Origin of the sequence: Roseiconus nitratireducens (genome assembly GCF_008629675.1) — a bacterium.
GTDB classification, from domain to species: domain Bacteria; phylum Planctomycetota; class Planctomycetia; order Pirellulales; family Pirellulaceae; genus Stieleria; species Stieleria nitratireducens.
The window spans coordinates 1-17355 of record NZ_VWOX01000031.1; the positions used below are offsets into that span (position 1 = coordinate 1).

The 17355-nt window shown below is 60.0% G+C and carries 8 protein-coding genes; 4 read left to right on the forward strand and 4 right to left on the reverse strand.

Features of this window, described 5'->3' with window-relative positions; translation table 11 throughout:
• Nucleotides 1-248: 248 nt before the first annotated feature.
• A complete protein-coding gene (locus FYK55_RS27505) occupies nucleotides 249-3317 on the reverse strand; it encodes an FG-GAP-like repeat-containing protein (RefSeq protein WP_161604792.1) in 3069 nt (1022 codons plus the stop codon).
• Between the two features lie 644 nt (nucleotides 3318-3961).
• Between FYK55_RS27505 and FYK55_RS27510 the strand changes: the two genes are divergently transcribed.
• Together FYK55_RS27510 and FYK55_RS27515 are read left to right on the forward strand one after the other, a co-directional pair.
• Nucleotides 3962-5464: an FG-GAP and VCBS repeat-containing protein gene (locus FYK55_RS27510; protein ID WP_161604793.1), complete on the forward strand. Its 1503-nt coding sequence runs from the start codon at nucleotides 3962-3964 to the stop codon at nucleotides 5462-5464.
• A gap of 195 nt (nucleotides 5465-5659) precedes the next feature.
• Nucleotides 5660-8497, forward strand: coding sequence for a DUF7507 domain-containing protein (locus tag FYK55_RS27515; protein WP_235909021.1), 2838 nt, complete (start codon nucleotides 5660-5662; stop codon nucleotides 8495-8497).
• A gap of 221 nt (nucleotides 8498-8718) precedes the next feature.
• Here the strand turns inward: FYK55_RS27515 and eno are convergent, their stop codons facing one another.
• Nucleotides 8719-10002 carry a phosphopyruvate hydratase gene (gene eno / locus FYK55_RS27520; protein WP_150079831.1) on the reverse strand — a complete coding sequence of 428 codons (1284 nt, stop codon included), beginning with the start codon at nucleotides 10000-10002 and terminating at the stop codon, nucleotides 8719-8721.
• A 238-nt stretch (nucleotides 10003-10240) separates the two neighbouring features.
• Between eno and FYK55_RS27525 the strand changes: the two genes are divergently transcribed.
• Nucleotides 10241-10870, forward strand: a complete 630-nt coding sequence (locus tag FYK55_RS27525; protein WP_150079832.1) for a riboflavin synthase — start codon at nucleotides 10241-10243, stop codon at nucleotides 10868-10870.
• The gene (gene rsmA, locus FYK55_RS27530; protein ID WP_235909022.1) at nucleotides 10867-11772 is read left to right on the forward strand and encodes a 16S rRNA (adenine(1518)-N(6)/adenine(1519)-N(6))-dimethyltransferase RsmA; all 906 of its coding nucleotides are present in this window, start codon (nucleotides 10867-10869) and stop codon (nucleotides 11770-11772) included. Before FYK55_RS27525 ends, rsmA begins: the two co-directional genes overlap by 4 nt.
• Nucleotides 11773-12101: 329 nt before the next feature.
• Here rsmA and FYK55_RS27535 read toward each other — a convergent pair whose 3' ends face one another.
• Nucleotides 12102-13703 carry a glucan biosynthesis protein gene (locus tag FYK55_RS27535; protein WP_150079833.1) on the reverse strand — a complete coding sequence of 534 codons (1602 nt, stop codon included), beginning with the start codon at nucleotides 13701-13703 and terminating at the stop codon, nucleotides 12102-12104.
• 48 nt (nucleotides 13704-13751) lie between these two features.
• Nucleotides 13752-17315, reverse strand: a complete 3564-nt coding sequence (dnaE, locus tag FYK55_RS27540) for a DNA polymerase III subunit alpha (protein ID WP_150079834.1) — start codon at nucleotides 17313-17315, stop codon at nucleotides 13752-13754.
• Nucleotides 17316-17355: the final 40 nt, after the last annotated feature.

The following is a 17355-nucleotide window of genomic DNA, read 5'->3' on the forward strand; positions in this document are numbered from 1 at the left end:
GGCGGGAGGGTGCATTTCAGAAAGGCAAGTCTTTTGCCGGCTCGGCTGCACGACATCTCCAAAGAGTGTCAAGCGGAGCGACGGGAGAATTGCCCCTGTCTTTGCTGCGGCGGTGTGGCTGTCGCCGCTTCGCGGCTGGTGGTGTTTGGGTAGCTGTTTCCGTCGGCTCGCGCCGACGGCAGGGAGCTTGCGTCGCTTCGCGACTGGACTCAGCGTGAGGGGGAACTGCTGGACATTCTCGGCGGTCACTACCGCGCCTGCTGCACCAGCGACGTCTGGGTCCGTGTCGGGATCTCGCTAAAGTTTTCAGTGATTCCGTCGGGCCAGGTCACCGAAATGTCGACTCGTTCATCGGCAGCATCGCCCAACCCCAGTTGCAGGATCGATTCGTTGCTGCATTGGTAACCATCGCCGGAAACGCGAAACGCCAAATGCGGACCGTCGGTCGTTTGGACGCTGACGACACTGCCGATCGCGTCGCGAGAACTGCGTCGACCGTGCAGTTCCAACCGGATCCAGTTGGCATTCGATTCGGTTTCGTTGATCAATAGCGCTACGGGTTCTGTTTGGTGCGTCACCGCAAGATCCACCTGGCCGTCTCGATTGGCGTCGATCGTCCATAGCGATCGGCCGACATGGCGTTTGGCAAAATAATCGCCTAGCGAATCGACGTCGACGGATTGATACCCCTGGCTTCCCGCGCGTCGAAACAGCTGCAACGGTTGGTCGTACATCGCGATCTCGTCGCCGCGTGAGAACAGATCGACATGCCCGTTGGTGATCACCAGCTCCAAATCTCCGTCGTTGTCCATGTCGATGGCTTCGGTCCCGAATCCGACCAGGGGAATTGTTGGGCGAGTCAAATTCTCCGCGGCCGTCCGGTCGCGCCAGATGCCGGAAGACGCCTGCAGGTGCAACGTGTTGTATTCGCCATTGAAATTGGTCACGTACAGATCGAAATCCCCGTCGCGATCCAGATCGCCGGTGGCAATGCCCATTGATCCTTGAGCGATTCCGCGGTCATCGGCGCCGATCCCACGCACCATCGCCGATTCGGCTAGCGCGAACGATTCTGTCGGGACCCGACTGTAGTAGTGGTTGTTGGTCATGTCGTTGGCGATGAAGATTTCGTTGCCCTGGTTGCCGTCCATGTTTCCGATGACGATTCCCAATCCGCGGCCGTTCCGATCGGGCTTGGCGTTCCAGCGGGTCGTGGCATCGGGATAGCCGCCCGACCCGTCATTGGCCAGAAATCGATCGGCAGCTCCCGCGAACAAGACGGGGGTGCAGGAGCGAAGTTGATCCGTCCCCTTCATCGGGCAGGTGCGGGTGACCGGCTCAAGCCCTTCGCAATAGTTGACAATGACCAGATCCGAAAGTCCGTCGCCATCGACATCGGCAATCGCACCACTGGAGGACCACTCGTCGGCCGGTCCCGACGCCATCAAGCCACTTGCATCGCGAAACGTTCCGTCGCCGTTGTTGATGTACAAGCGATTGGGACCGTAATTGAGCACCAACAGATCGGGGAATCCGTCTTCATTCGCGTCGCCAACCGCGACGCCCTGGCCGAACCCTCTGTCATCGATGCCCGCTGACGCCGCGACCGGCTGGAAGTCCCCATCCACATTGCGGAACAATTCGTTGGGCTCGGAATCCGCTGCCGGCGGTGTTCCACCGGCCGCCACCAGGTACAAGTCCTCCCACCCGTCGCGGTCGAAATCGATCGTTCCGCCGCCGCAACCGAGCGTTTCGTAAAGCATGATGCCGGGCTGATCCAGCGTGTCGCTGGTTCGTCCAAAGTATCGCAGGTGACGGGCTTCCGCTTGATCGGACATTTTCCATGACGGCATCACTTCTCCCGCGGTCATCCGTGGACTATCGGACGCATCAACCGGAGCGTTGCGTTCGGGCCGGGAACTCGAAACGACCTTTTCAATTTCCGGCATTGGAAATTTGACATAGAAGGGGGCGAATTCGGGGTGTCCCTGACGAACTTGCCAAGGCGTCTCGGCCGACAGTTCGGACAGTAACTCCTTTCGGAACCCCGCCACATCGACGGCATCGTCTTCGGCCAAGGTCATGGCGATCGACGCCCAGGCCTCCGACTCCCAAAGCCGGCCCAACTGCTGGAGGGTTTGGGCGATGTCCAAAGCGATCGCACGCGAGATCTTTCCCGTTCGCTCGAAGCGATCCTTCAACTGTCGAAACCGACTCAACTGTTTGGCCCGCTCGTTCACGGCCTGGACGGTGGCTTCCGGGATCTGCTGCTTGGAACCATTGATTTGCGGCAGCAGCGTGGCCAGCCGCGTCCAGACCTGGACGACGTCAGGATCGGGACATTGTGTCGCCTGGCCGAAGGCCCGCAATGCCGATTCGAGGTCTCCGCGCCCGCGCGCCCAGTCGCCGATGGCAATCCAGTAACCCGGGTAGTCTTCAATTCCCGCGGTCTGTTCGGCCGCCCACTGTTCCACTTCGCCGGATCGACCGTCGGCGGCCAGGGCTTGCCCCAGGATCGCCTGAGCGGGGTGATAGTCCGGATGCTTGGAGGTGATTTCTCTCAGGATCTTGATGGCTTCGTCGTAATCGCCGTCATCGAACTCCGACTTTGCCGTGCCCAGCCGGGGACGCAGGTCGTCCGGGTTGCGCTGCACCATCTCCTCCAGCGGATCCGCTTCCAGCCGCCGCATTTCCGTATTGCTCAGCGTCACCAACAGTTCGACGTCGAACAGCCGGGATCGAATCAATTGTTTGCCGTGAGGGATGGCGGAGATCCGATCGTCGGCGCCGGCGTACAAATCGAAAAGCCACCGTCGGTTTTCCGTTTGATCTGGCTGGGCAGCGATTGCCCGCTCCAGAAACGCCAAGCCGTCGTAGAAGCGACCGACGCCGACCAACGCGATCACCGCCTGGCGGACTCGCATCGGAGTCGCGAACGATTCGACTTCGCAGGCACGGCACAGATATTCCGCGGCTTCCTGCAGGTGGCCGGTTTCGTGTGCCGCCCGCCCCATCAAAGCCCACGTGTCAGCTTCGAAGCTTGGCGATGGGCCGTTTTCTTCGGACGCCGCGCCAGAATCTTCCCGCAACAGATACCCGGTGACCGTCCAAGCCTTTTCCCAGCGTCGTTCACGGATGGCCAGCTTCAGTGTGCCGACCGGATTGATGAGGTCCGTTTCCGACAGCCCCGGCACGGAGGCCGCGCCCCCGCGGACGTCACCTCCCGAATCGGAATCGTTTTGACGGCACCCAGGCAGTGCGAACGCCACCGCGGCCAAAAACACGGCTGCGATGGATTTGCCAAACGCGGCAGTCATCGGCCGGCTCCCTCGGGTGCCGGGGGCAGCATCACAGCGACCCGGCTTCGCGTCGTCAAAGACGACGGGGGCTGGAACCGACGGATCGGCCTCCGCCGTGACGGCGTCGGGGAATGTTGCGGCGATCGGAACAGTTGGGAACAACGCGGGTTTCATCGGTGGGATCATCAGGCCGGTCGTGGCGGGCAACGCAGACGCCCGTGGAGGTTCATGGTAGCAACAATTGGCAATCGAACCGCCTTCGGGTGGGCGGACAAATCGTGTTCGGGAATTGGGCCGTTTGCTATAACGACACGTACGGACTTCAGGTCGGTGTTGGGACTGGCAATTCGCGGTTTACAGATCGCGAATTGCGATTTCGACTGTAGGACGGGATCTTCCAAGTGGACAAAAGCAGGTCCTGGAAAGTTTGACGCCTACCGCCTTCGCGTACAGCGCGGTATCGCAGTTTTATTCTCTCCGATCCGGCAGGGGGGCCGCCCCCCTTCAATCGACCGGCGAATCCGTTTGAAACCAAATCTTTGACAATCCATCGCATGTTCCATCACCCGCTCGACCAGTTCCGCCATTTCGGGTTGATCGTCGCGGCTCTGGTCCTTTTTTTGCCAGGCTGCAGCTCTGAATCCGATCGCCCGACCGAACCGGTGAGCGCTGACCAGGCGACGGAAGTCAGCTTGTCGGCCGAAGACAAAGCGTTCATTGCGAAAATTGAACCGTCGATCCGGGCCTTCTGCGGGGACTGTCACGCGGTTCCGCGACCGGCCAGCTCGCCGGCGGGCGAATGGCAGATGGAAATCGAACAGGGATTCATGCTGTACGGTCAATCGGGCCGAGATGATCTGATCATTCCCCATTACGATGACGTCCTGCGGTACTTCAAATCGCAGGCGCCCAGCAAATTGACGTTGTTCGAAGGGGCGACCGGCTACCCCAAGGCACCGATCCATCACTCGGTCACGTCGGCATCGAATGTTCCGTCGGACCGACCACGGGCCCGCCCGCCGGCGGTGACCAACGTGCAGTGGACGGACTTGAAATTGGATTCGCTGCCAGGACCCTCGCTGGTTTTTTGCGACATCGGGACGGGGACGATCAACGCTTACTGGCCCAACGAGCCCGAGCGTGGGGTTCACCGTCTGGGGACGGTGTTGCAGCCGGTTCATGTTCAACCGACCGATTTGGACCAGGACGAAGTGCCGGACTTGTTGGTTGCCGACATCGGCGAATTCGACGCGGACGATAGCGATCTGGGCCGCGTGGTTTGGCTGCGTCGCGACCCCGAGACGGAGAAATACAGCAAGCACGTTCTGGCCGAAGGGCTCGGGCGCGTGGCCGACGCTCGCACGGGGGACTTCGATGGTGATGGCGATACCGATGTGTTGATTGCTGCCTTCGGTTGGCGGACCACGGGAGCCACGTTGCTGTTGGAGAATACCGGTCCGTCCGATGAAGGGCTGCCTGAATTCCAGTCGCGGGTGATCGACGATCGCCATGGTCCGGTGCATGTGCCGCCGGTCGACTTCGACGGTGATGGCGACCTGGACTTCATCGCGTTGATCAGCCAAGAACACGAACGGGTCGAACTGTTTCGCAACGATGGCAGCGGCCAGTTCAATCCGGAGGTGATTTGGAAGGCTCCCGACCCCGCCTATGGCAGCAGCGGAATTGAACTGGTGGATCTGGACGATGACGGCGATATGGACGTCTTGTACACCAACGGTGACTCGTTCGACCGCGGTGCCAAGCCGCACCACAGCGTTCAATGGTTGGAGAACACCGGAACATTGCCGATGACGCGACACGAGCTGTGCCACATGCCGGGTGCGCTGAATGCCACGGCCGGAGATTTTGATGGGGACGGTGACAAGGATGTGATCGCCGTGTCGTTGCTGGCGCCCAGCGGTACCGAATCTTGGTTGAAGCTGGACACGTCGTCGATCGTCATGCTGGTGCAGGACGATCAAGGAAATTTCCAGCCGACCAAAATCGAAGGCCGAGCTCACAATCACATCTCCGTGGCGAAGGGTGACTTCAACGGCGACGGCAAACTGGACTTTGCCGTCGGCAATTTCTTGCGTCCCTCCGGCAGCGGTCCGACGCCGGCCATGCTGGAGCAACCGGATCTTCTGATCTGGCAATCTCGCTAATCGCGCCAAGCCCTCCAGACCGCACACTTTCGTTGTCTTTGGGCATCATTCGATGTTGCGTTTTCGCATCATCCCCCCAATCCGCGTGCTAGGGTTCGATGGACGGGGTCTGCATGCGCGCTTCCGCCGCGGCACCTCCGTTCCGCAATCTTCGTCCTTCCACGGATGCCTTCCAACGCGGCCCCTAGCGAATCCATGTCCGACCATCCATCACCCTCACCGCAATTCGGGATCCATGCTTCGGCATCCCCGTCGGCGTCAAGGCGTGACGGCTGTCGTGGGCTTAAGATTTGGGTTTTGCTGTTGGTCATCCTGATTCCTCTGGGGGGTTGCTCTCGGCTGCGTCTGCCGGCCGTCGATCCGACCGGTCAGAAAATCTTCTCGCCGTTGCCGACGACAACCGGTCTGGCACTTCCGGACTTTGGGCATGCCGGCCACAAGCACAAACTCTTTCACAAGTTCGGCGATCCGCTGAACCTGAATCCGTTCTCGATCCCGGAGCCCGCGTTCGTCGAACCGGCTGCCCCGCCGGAATGCCTGACGCCGCTCCCCGCGACCTCCGTGCCTCCGCAAACGTCGGTCGGCGGTGCGTCGACCGAACCCTGCGTCCCCAGTGCGCCTTGCCCGGGCGACTGTAAGGACGGTCCGCCCGCGGTGTTGCTGGGCAATGAATGCCACATGAAGGACCTGTGCCATCTTCCCGAACGGGGAAAGCGAGGTTGCATCTTGCTGTCACCTCAGAAAATCGTCGCGCCTGTTGGCGGCGAAGTGGTTTTGCTGTCGGGAATTTGCGGCACCGACGGCTACCTGCAGATGGGGGAACCGTTGGAATGGATGCTGACGCCCGACAGCGTCGGAACATTCATCGAAGTGGGCAATGACGATCCCGGATTGCTGCACAAGCTTGCCCGCGTCAAGAAAGCATCCAAACAGGACCCGTCGTATGCGTTTGGGGTCACCAGCACCAAACGCGCGAAAATCACACGCGGGAACATGAATCCCGGCGACGACGTCCAACTGGAAAAAGGACAGACCTGGTTGACGATCAGCAGCCCCAGCGAAGGCACCAGTCGGGTCACCGTACTGGCACCGGAAAGCGAATGCTGGGATCAACGCAAAGCGACGGCGACGATCTACTGGGTCGACGCGCGTTGGCAGTATCCGGGAACGCAGATCGTTCCCGCCGGCACCCCGGTCGAGTTGAACACGCGCGTGACACGTGCCGAAGGAACACTGCCGGCACGGGGTTGGAAGGTGCGTTACGAGATCATGCAACCCGACTTGGCAACCTTCGCGGGCACCGGTGGTTCCTCGTACGTCGAAGCCACCGTCGATGACGGCGGCAACGCCACGGTGCAATTGGTCCCCACGCCCGGGACGGCGGGAACCGCGACGATCAACATGCAAATCATTCGACCCGGCGGCGAGACCGATAACATTCCAACGTTGACGCTCAGCCAGGGGCAAACATTTGTCCGCTGGAGTTCGCCCCAGTTGGCTCTGCGGGCCGGCGCCCCCGCCGTCGCCACCTATGGCTCCCCGGTGCAGGTCGTCGCCAACGTTTCCAATCCGGGTGATCAGCCGGCCAACAATGTTCGGGTGACGATGCAGATTCCCAGCCGCGTCCAGGCCTCCAGCCCGGACTCGTTTGCCACCAACACGCCCGGTGCGATCGTGTGGGAAATCGGGACCATCCCGCCGCAAACGCAGTTGGACCTGTTTGCGAACGTCACCACCGAATCACCCATGCGGCTGACGTTCGAGGCGCGTGGCGAAGGCGAGCTGTTTGCGACCGACACGGTGGCCATTGACGTCTACCGTCCGTCCTTGGTGCTCAGCGTCTCTCCGGAGCAGGAGCGTTACGAAGTCGGTGACGCCGTCACCTACAACATCGACGTCCGCAACACCGGGGATCGGCCGTTGGAGAATGTGCAACTGGTCGCGACCGGCGACTCCGGCATGTTGCATGAGAGCAATGAACGGACCGTTCGCAAGCCAAAGACCGATGGTCCGCTGCAACCCGGAGCGGTGTGGCCCGTTGCCGTCACGTTCATTGCCACCGACCCCGGCCGCCGCTGCATCGACGTGGAAGCCACCGCCGATGCCGGCCAGCGTGCGACCAGCGAGTCTTGTGTCACCGTGATCAATCGGCCCGTCCCGACGCCCGCGGTGACCGCCACACTGAACGGTCGCGCTCAGACCTCCGTCGGTGCGACGCCGCTATTCCGCGGTGTGGTCGGCAATACCGGTCAGGTCCCGTTGCAAAACGTCAAGGTGGTGATGGTCTACGACGCCCAACTGAAACCCTTGGGAGCCACCGAAGATTTCTTGGGAAATGTCGAACCGGGACGCTACCTGGTCCAGTGGACGATCCCAAGATTGGACCCGGGAAACAGTCAGGTTTTGGAAGCACAATTCGAAGCGATCGGGACCAGCCCCCGAAGCACGGTCGTGATGACGGTGGAGTCCGATGAAGGCGCCCGGGCCAGCCAGCGATTGGAATTCGAAATCCTGCCCGGCGCGGCAGTCCAACCACCGCCGTCCCAGCCGGACGCTCTGCCCCCGGCCATGCCGCCGCCAAGGATCCCGTCGGGACCGGCTCCCATCCCGACTCCCGAGCAGCCGGCAACTCCGCCGCCCGCGGCGCCCGAACCGGAACCTCAGGCGTTGGACTTGAACCTCACCGGTCCGACCGCACCGGTTTCGGCCAACCAGCCGATTCGATATCGGTTGGCCGTGACCAACCCGTCCCAAACACCCGACAGCGTCGTTAGCATTCGGTTCAATCTGCCTTCCGGCGTGCAAATCCAACGAATCACGCAGCAGCGCAGTCCGGAGCTGGGTTCCTTCGAGGTGAATGCCGGCCAGGTCTACCTTGCCGACATCCGATCGATGCGACCGGGCGAAACGATCACCTATGAGATCGTGTTGGTCAGCAACCAACCCCAGACCTTCGACCTGCAAGTCGAAGCGGTCAGTCGCGGAAAGCCCTTGGGCGCCCGAGCGGTGATTCGAACCGTCGTGTCGCCGTAATGCACGCGTTCCTCCTCAAGGGAGGAGGAACGACAACCGTCTGGCTCCCAGTCGCGAGGCGACGCCAGCTCCCTGCCGTCGGCGTCAGCCGACGGAAACCGCGTCGGCGAAGAGACGGACAATCCTCCCCTCACTGCCGCTCAACCCTCCTTGGAAAGAAGGGTGAAGCAAAATCGGCACCACCTCCGAGCGGAAAGCTGAGGCGGCCTCTCAGGCAGGCGTTATTTCAGCTTGTCCGCGAAATACGGGCCGCCGTACAAGGCTGCGTCGCCCAACATCTCTTCAATGCGAAGCAGTTGGTTGTACTTAGCCATCCGGTCACTCCGGCTGGCCGAACCGGTCTTGATCTGGCCGGTGCACAGGGCGACGGCCAAGTCAGCGATCGTGCTGTCCTCGGTTTCGCCGCTGCGGTGGCTGGTCACAGCCGTGTAGCCGTTCCGGCCAGCCAGCTGGATGGCGTCGATCGTTTCCGTCAGCGAACCGATCTGATTGACTTTGATCAGGATGCTGTTGGCGATTCCTTCGTCGATTCCCTTTTGCAGGCGGGTGACGTTGGTGACAAACAGGTCGTCGCCGACCAGCTGGACTCGGTCACCGACGCGTTCGGTCAGCTTCTTCCAAGTTTCCCAGTCGTCTTCGTCGCATCCATCTTCGATGCTGCAGATCGGGTACTTGTCGCACCAATCGGCCAGGAAGTCGACCATTTCGTCGCCGGACAATTGCTTGCCGTCGATCGAATACTTCTTGGAGTCACGGTCATAGAATTCGGTCGAAGCGGCATCGAGCGCGATCCAAACCTGTTCCCCGGCCTTGTAGCCCGCCTGGTCGATCGCCTGCATGATCACGTCCAGAGCTTCTTGATTGCTTTTCAGGTCCGGAGCAAAACCGCCTTCATCTCCAACGGCGGTGTTGTAGCCCTTTCCGCTGAGCACCTTTTTCAGGTTGTGGAAGATCTCGGTTCCACATCGCAGCGCGTCACTGAAGCGCTCGAACCCCAGCGGCATCACCATGAACTCCTGGATGTCGACCGAGTTGTCCGCGTGTTCGCCACCGTTGATGATGTTCATCATCGGTGCCGGCAACAAACGGGCCCCGACACCACCGAGATAGCGGAACAGCGGTTGACCGGTCGATGCGGCAGCCGCGTGCGCGGTGGCCAGCGAAACACCCAGAATTGCGTTGGCGCCCAGCGTCTTTTTGTTCTCCGTCCCATCCAATTCCAACATCGCGTTGTCGATCTCGGCCTGATCGAGGGCGTCCATTCCCTGCAGGACTTGGGCAATTTTTTCGTTCACATTGGCGACCGCCTTTTGAACGCCCTTGCCCATGAACACGGACTTGTCGCCGTCGCGCAATTCCCATGCTTCGTGGGCTCCCGTGCTGGCGCCGCTGGGGACCGCCGCGCGACCGTGCGCTCCGTCGTCCAACAGGACTTCGCATTCAATGGTCGGGTTGCCACGGCTGTCCAAAATTTGTCGGGCGTGGATCGCTTCGATCAACGTCATCGCAGACCTCGAGGTTGAGATTGAAAGGGTGGGTGAATAGGGACTTGTTTTGGTTTGAATTCAGATTTCCGGATCACGCCCGCGAGCGGCCGGAAACCGGCACTCCCTCGAGTGGGCGGGAAGCCCGACGGGATGTCGCCGTCGCTTGTCGATTCGGGCGGCATTCTGTCCAATGCGGGCGAGGGTGACTACCCGCCGCACCTCTTTTGACGCAATATCCGCCTTTCCGACATTCGCAATGTTCACTGGACTGGTCGAAACTATGGGCCAGGTCGTCGAGTTGATCGATGACCCGCCCGGCAAACGACTCCGCATTCGATCCCAACTGGTCGCCCAAGACGCCGGAATGGGAGACAGCATCTGCATCAACGGCTGCTGTCTGACCGTGGTCGCAATCGACGGCCCGGTGCTGGACTTTGAAGCCGGCCAGGAAACGCTTTCGCGAACCAATCTGGGACAACTTGTCGCGGGGGACTCGGTCAATCTGGAGCGTTCGCTGGCGGTCGGCGACCGGTTGGGAGGTCACTACGTCAGCGGGCATGTTGACGCTCTTGGCGAACTGATCGAACGTACCGAAAGCCCGCCCTGGGCAAATCTGCGATTCCGCATGCCCCGGCAATTGGCTTCGCAAGTCGCCTCCAAGGGCAGCATCGCCATCGACGGGATCAGTTTGACGGTCGTCGACGTGGACGACGACTCGTTCACCGTCGCATTGATTCCGCACACGCTGCAAGTGACCACACTTGGATGCCGAAAGATCGGCGACGCCGTCAACTTGGAAACGGATCTCCTGGCCAAATACGTCCAACGCTCCCTCGGTTTGCTTTCCCCTTCCGCCCTTCCCCACTCCGGTGAATCCGACCCTTGAACCAGCCGCGTCAAACCGCCAGCTACCTTTCCAAACGCTTGGCCCAGGCCGGTCTGCGCCCGGTCTCCAAGTACGGCCAGAATTTTCTGATTGATTTGAACCTGGTCGATCTGATTGCCAAGTCAGCCGAACTGCGATCGACCGATGTCGTGTTGGAGATCGGCACCGGTGTCGGTTCGCTGACGTCGCGGTTGTCCGACGCCGCCGGCGCGGTGCTGTCGGTGGAGATCGATCGGAATTTGCACCAGTTGGCTTCCGAAGAGTTGCAGGGGCGCGCGAACGTCAAATTGATCCAGGGCGATGCGCTGCGGAACAAGAACTCGCTCCGCGACGACCTGATGGATGACATCCGTGAAGCACTCGGCCGGCTCGGTGAGCATGCGCGATTCCTGCTGGTCGCGAACCTGCCGTACAACGTCGCGACACCGATCATTTCCAATTTGCTTCATCAGCAACCACCGCCCGATGCCATGGTGGTGACCATCCAAAAAGAATTGGCGGACCGAATCGTCGCCGGCCCGGGTTCGAAGGACTACGGAGCCCTCAGCATCTGGATCCAATCGATGTGCCGCGCCGAGATTGTTCGCGTGCTGGGCCCGAAAGTTTTTTGGCCGCGACCGAAGGTGGATTCCGCGGTGATTCGATTGGATCTTGATCCGGAACGGCGGGCAGCCATTGCCGATCTGGATTACTTCCACCAAACCGTTCGGGCCCTGTTTTTCCATCGTCGCAAGTACCTGCGCAGCAACGTGATCAGCGCGATGAAGAACCGACTGGATAAATCGCAAGTCGATGCGGTGTTGAGTTCGCTGGGGCACGGGGAGACCACGCGCGCCGAGGAGCTTTCGGTCCAAGAAATTCAAACGCTGGTCGAAGCCCTGCGTCAGGCCGAGCAAGCCTGAGAAATTCGCAAGGCCAGCCGTCATAGCCGTCGTGACCTCATGCCGATTTCGTAGGTCAGGCTGTGCATGACGGAATGACTTTTCTAAAATTCACCCTCCCTCCGGGAGGGTCAAAGGCGAGGTACGAGTCTTTGGGGAGGGCGTCTTCAAGAACCCGCTGAAATCAATCGCGTCAGACGTTGCCCTCCCCGCGTCGTCGCTAGCTCCTCCGCGACCCTCCCGGAGGGAGGGTGAAGTACAATTGCGCGACCTCCTCACGGGAGGGTGGAGTGAATTGTGTCGATACCAATGCCCGGAGGGTCAAAGGCGAGACGCGAGCCTTCCGCGTCTTACTCCTGTCGGGTGTACACGCTGGGGTACACAAATTCGGGCTGATCTCGCGGGCAGAGATACGAAAACAATTCGGTCAGCGGGCGACTGCCGTCGACCAACCGCAGTGAAAGATCGACCGGACCGTCTCCGCTGGGCTTGAACGTCACGTCCAGCAAATAGTCGCCGGTTTCGGTCCGCTGCACTTGCTGTTCGATCAGGGTTCCGTCGCGGATTTCGGCGGAAATGTCGACGGCTCGATCGGACGGCTGCTGCTGTAACGCCAACCCGGCGAATCGAATCTGCAGCCCGATCTGATCGTCCGGCAACTCTCGATCGATGTGAAAGTTTGTGGCCCGGCCGACGTAGTTTTCCGCGCTGACGTCTCCGGGAAAGAATTTCACGGAGTATCCAAGCTCCAGCGGCTCGCCCGGCTCAGGCAATTTGGATGGAACCCAATACGCCGCAATGTTGTCGATCCCCTCGTGCGCCCCTGGGATCTCCAACAGTTCCACGCGGCCATCCAGCCACGGTTGATCGGGCGTGATCCAGATGCTCGGCCGAAGATGGTACTTGGCGTTGTAGTCTTCGTAGTGAAAGAACGCTCGATTGCGTTGCAAGATGCCGAACCCCAGCAATGCCCGCACGGAGCGAAACGACGTCGACGGGTAAGGCTGGCGCGTGAACGGACGCCATACCCAGCCGGCTTCACCGCTTTCGATCAACAGGCCGTCACTGTCGTGCACGCCGGGCCGATTGTCTTTGGGCGGACCATCCAAACCGTCGCCCCAAATCCACATGGAAGTCAGCGGAGCCACGCCCAACTTCTCCACCCCCACCGCATCCTCGGGTGGCTGTTCCCGCGCGTACAAAGTCGCCTGAACCCTCAACGTCGATTCGATGGTGCCGGGGCGAAAATAAAACTGGTACGCACCGGTCAACGAGGGGCTATCCAGCTGCGCCAAGACGGTGACGGTTTCATCGCAGCGCGAAGGCTTGAGGATCCAGAACCGTCGAAAGAACGGGAACTCTTCGTCCTGGTTCATGGCGACATTGACGGCCAATCCCCGCGCCGAGGCGCCGTAGACCGTTTCGCCGGACCGTGCGCGGAAGTAGCTGGAACCGACGAACGTCAACATTTCCTGAACGTCGTCGCGGCCCGGAAACTTTCCAACGATGCGCACTCCGGCATGCCCCAGATCATCCGGAATGGTATCGCGGTCGATCGCTTCGCCGTAGTCAAAGTCGTCTTTGCTGAACTCAAATCGCTCGACCTCCTCTCCTTCGACACCGAACAAGTCCACACGGTCTTGTTGGACGTAGCCACGGTGGAAAGTTTCAAACCAAAACGGGACCTTGTCCTGCCAGGGCGCCCGCTCGTGATTGAACTGGATTTCGCGGAACTGTTCGTAGCTCAAATCGGCCAACGCTTTCGGGAGCGGTTGACGTGGTGTGAACGGTTCACCGGCCTGCTGCTTGGCAAACTCTTTCAGCAGGTTGTAATTGGAAACGTCGGCGGGTGAAAGCTGAACCGCTTCCGACTGGGATACCGCCGGGACAACCAAAAGGCACGTGGTCCACAGCAACGGTCCGATGCACCGGACGTTAACAAGACGCGTCATTGTTTACGCTACATCTCAAGGAAAAAAGTTCCAGCGTCATCGGCGACGCTAGCGAGGCTTGCTCATCATCAATCGATAGTTACCGCTGCCCAGCAGGTCATCGATCCGTGTCCGCATTTCCGGGTTGACCTGGACTTTGAACTTGTCCGCCTTCAGGTGAACCAATTCGCCGTCATTCAGCTGCATGCTAAACAACAATTCCTGGCTGCCCGGGTAGCCGCGCAGGATCTCCTTCAGCCGAATAATCGTCTGGTGGTCGTGGTCCGCTTCGTTCAATCGGATCCGCATCCCGTGGGTGTAACGGTTGTCCAGGTCATTCAGCGGGATCAGTTCGTCGATGATCAGGTTGGCCTCGTCCCCACCGCCGCGGCGATCGACTTTTCCTTTGGCCAACACGACCGCATCGGGTTGCACCTTTTCACCGTGATCGGCAAATCCTCGCGGCCACAGGATGCAGCGAATGGCACCCTGCATGTCTTCCAAGTCAAAGTTGGCGTACTTGGACGGCTGGCCGGGTTTGGGATTCTTCGTGTGTGCGATCTTGATGGAGCTGATCATTCCGCCCAGGATCACCTCGCCGCGATCCTTGACATCGGCCAGTGAATCGGTGGTGTGAGTCCGGAACGTTGCCAGCTTGGATTCGTATTCGGCCAGCGGGTGCGAGTGCAGGTAGTATCCGAGAACTTCTTTCTCGTAGCCCAACTTCTCACGTTCCGGCCATTCTTCCATGTCCGGAAGCACGACCGCCGGGCCGCTGCTGGATTCGGTGGCTTCTTCGAAAGCCCCGAACAGACTGGCCTGGCCGCACTTCTTGTCGGCCTGCACTGCCGCCCCGGCCTGCATCGCTTTTTCGATGACGGCAACCAGTTGGCTGCGTTTTGCGTCGAAGCAATCCATCGCACCGGCCTTCACCAAGGTCTCTACCGCCGACTTGTTGCAGGCCTGTTGGTCGACGCGTTCACAAAAGTCAAAGATGTCCTTGTACGGTCCGTTCTTTTTCCGCTCCGATTCGATCGAAACGGCTGTCGAACCACCACAGCCCTTGATGGCCGAAAGGGCAAAGTGGATCCGCCCGTCGGCAACGCTGAAATCTGCTTCCGATGCGTTCACGCACGGCGGAACGACTTCGATCCCCATCCGATCGCAATCCTCCATGTGCTCGACCAGGGAGTCTTTGCGTTTGAAGTTCCGTCCGGAGATGTCGCTCGAGAGCAGCGACGCCATGAATTCGACGGGGTAGTGGGCTTTCAGGTACGCCGTCTGGAAGGCCACCAACGCGTAGGCGGTTGAGTGAGACTTGTTGAAACCGTAACCGGCAAACTTGACGATCAGATTCCAAATGTCTTCGGCGTCTTTCTGCGCTAGACCGTTTTCCACGGCCCCCTTCAGGAAGATTTCCTGGTTCTGGTTGATCAGCGCCTCCTTCTTTTTGCTGATCGCCTTAATGCACGTGTACGCTTTGGCAAGCGGGACGCCGCCCAAGCGGTTCAGAATCCGCATCACCTGTTCCTGGTAGACCATCACACTGTTGGTCTCTTCCAGGATCTCTTTCAACACCGGGTGCTTGTATTCCGGACTTTGGCGGCCGTGTTTGATGTTGACGTAATCGTCAACCATCCCGCCTTCCAACGGGCCCGGCCGGTACAACGCCGCGGTTGCGATGATGTCGTGAAAAGTATCCGGTTTCATCCGGGTCAGCAGATCGCGAATGCCGCCGGATTCCAACTGGAACACGCCCTTCGTTTCGCCACGCTGCAACAGCGCGTACGTTTTCTTGTCTTCCAGCGGAAACTTCAGCGGATCGACCTTCTTTCCGGTCGTCTGCTCGATCAACTGGACCGATCGGCTGAGCATTGTCAGGTTGCGCAGCCCCAGGAAGTCCATCTTCAGCAGACCGCTGGCTTCGACGTCGTTCATCGACCACTGCGTGATGACATCCTGTTTGCCGGGGACACGCGTCAGTGGCACATATTCCGATAACGGTTTGTCGGCAATCACCACGGCGGCCGCGTGGGTTCCGACGTTCCGTGCCAGGCCTTCGATTTTCATCGCCAGGTTCAACAGTTCACGGATCTCCGGATCACCGTCGTAGGTCTGTTTCAGATCGGCACTTTTTTCCAGAGCCTTCTTGATCGTGATCTTTAACTCGTCGGGGACCATTTCGGTCACCTGGTTGACCCGTGCCAACGGGATCCCCAGGGCCCGGCCGGTGTCTTTGATGGCAGCCCGAGCGGCCAAGGTTCCGAACGTCCCGATCTGGCACACGTTGTCGTTGCCATAACGCTGTTTGACGTACTCGATCACCTCGATCCGACGCTCCTTCTCAAAGTCGATATCGATATCGGGCGGCTCGGTACGACTCTCATCCAGAAATCGTTCAAACAGCAGGTCGTATCGCAGCGGGCAAACGTGCGAAAGGTACAGCGCGTAACAGACCAGTGCCCCGACACCGCTGCCCCGCGCGGTCGCGGAAATCCCATTGCGGCGGGCGTGGATGACGAAGTCCCAGACGATCAAGAAGTACGTCGGATAGTTCAGCTTCTCGATGACCGACAGCTCACGATTCAGCCGGGTCATGACCTCATCGGAAAGCTTCCCGTCGATGATTCGATCCGGATCGTCTTCGTAACGTTCCAGCAAACCTTCGATGCAAAGTTCCCGCAGGTAGTCGATCGGCTGCTTCTGGTCGGGGCACTCAAACTTTGGGAAGTAGTACTTGCCCAATTCCAGATCAATGTCGACACCGTCGGCGATTTCCTGGCTGCGCGCAACCGCGTCTTCCAGCCCGGGAAACTTTTCGTACATCTGTTGCGGGCTGCGCAGGAAGAACTGATCGTTCTCCATCTTCATCCGCGACGTGTCCGTTCGGAAACGCCCGGTGTTGATGCACAACATGATGTCTTGGGCTTCGGCGTCTTCCGGATCCACGTAGTGGCAGTCGCTGGTGGCAACGACGGGAATGCCCATCTTGTTGGCAATGTCCACGGCACCCTGCAATTGCATCCGCTGGATTTCCAGATCGTTGTTCATCACTTCGATGAAGTAGCGATCACCGAAGACGTTCCGGAACCAGCCGGCAATTTCCATCGCCTCCTTCTCCTGGCTCTCCGTCTCGCCGCCCTTCAGAATCGTTCGGCTGAACTCACTGCTGACGCAACCGGACAAGCACACGATGCCTTCGTTGAACGTCTGCAGGATCTCCTTGTCGATCCGCGGCTTGAAATAGAATCCTTCCAGCGAAGCGGCACTGGCCAGCTTGATCAGGTTTTTGAACCCGGTGCGGTTCTTCGCCAGCAACGTCAGGTGGTAACTGGCGTCTTTGCTGCGTCCGGCACCGCCCTTGTCGAACCGGCTTCCCGGTGCGATGTAAGCTTCGTACCCGATGATCGGATTGATGCCGGCATCTTTCGCGGACCGGTAGAACTCCAGCGCGCCGTGCAAGTTGCCGTGATCCGTCAGCGCCAAGGCGTTCATGCCATGATCGACGGCGCGTCCCACCAATCGTTTGATATCGCCCGCCCCGTCCAGCAAGCTGTAGTGGCTGTGACAGTGCAGGTGGACAAAGCCGCCGGGATTTTGGGCGTTGGTTTCGCCTGGAAGTGTTTCCGACATGTCGCGCGAGTCTTCCTTGTGGGTCTCGTGGTGCGAGCAG

What these genes read in the sequence shown, in the direction of transcription:
- FYK55_RS27515 (WP_235909021.1), top strand. Translation starts at nt 5,660, where the DNA reads ATGTCCGACCATCCATCACCCTCACCGCAATTCGGGATCCATGCTTCG.
- FYK55_RS27505 (WP_161604792.1), bottom strand. Translation starts at nt 3,317, where the DNA reads ATGACTGCCGCGTTTGGCAAATCCATCGCAGCCGTGTTTTTGGCCGCG.
- FYK55_RS27535 (WP_150079833.1), bottom strand. Translation starts at nt 13,703, where the DNA reads ATGACGCGTCTTGTTAACGTCCGGTGCATCGGACCGTTGCTGTGGACC.
- eno (WP_150079831.1), bottom strand. Translation starts at nt 10,002, where the DNA reads ATGACGTTGATCGAAGCGATCCACGCCCGACAAATTTTGGACAGCCGT.
- FYK55_RS27525 (WP_150079832.1), top strand. Translation starts at nt 10,241, where the DNA reads ATGTTCACTGGACTGGTCGAAACTATGGGCCAGGTCGTCGAGTTGATC.
- dnaE (WP_150079834.1), bottom strand. Translation starts at nt 17,315, where the DNA reads ATGTCGGAAACACTTCCAGGCGAAACCAACGCCCAAAATCCCGGCGGC.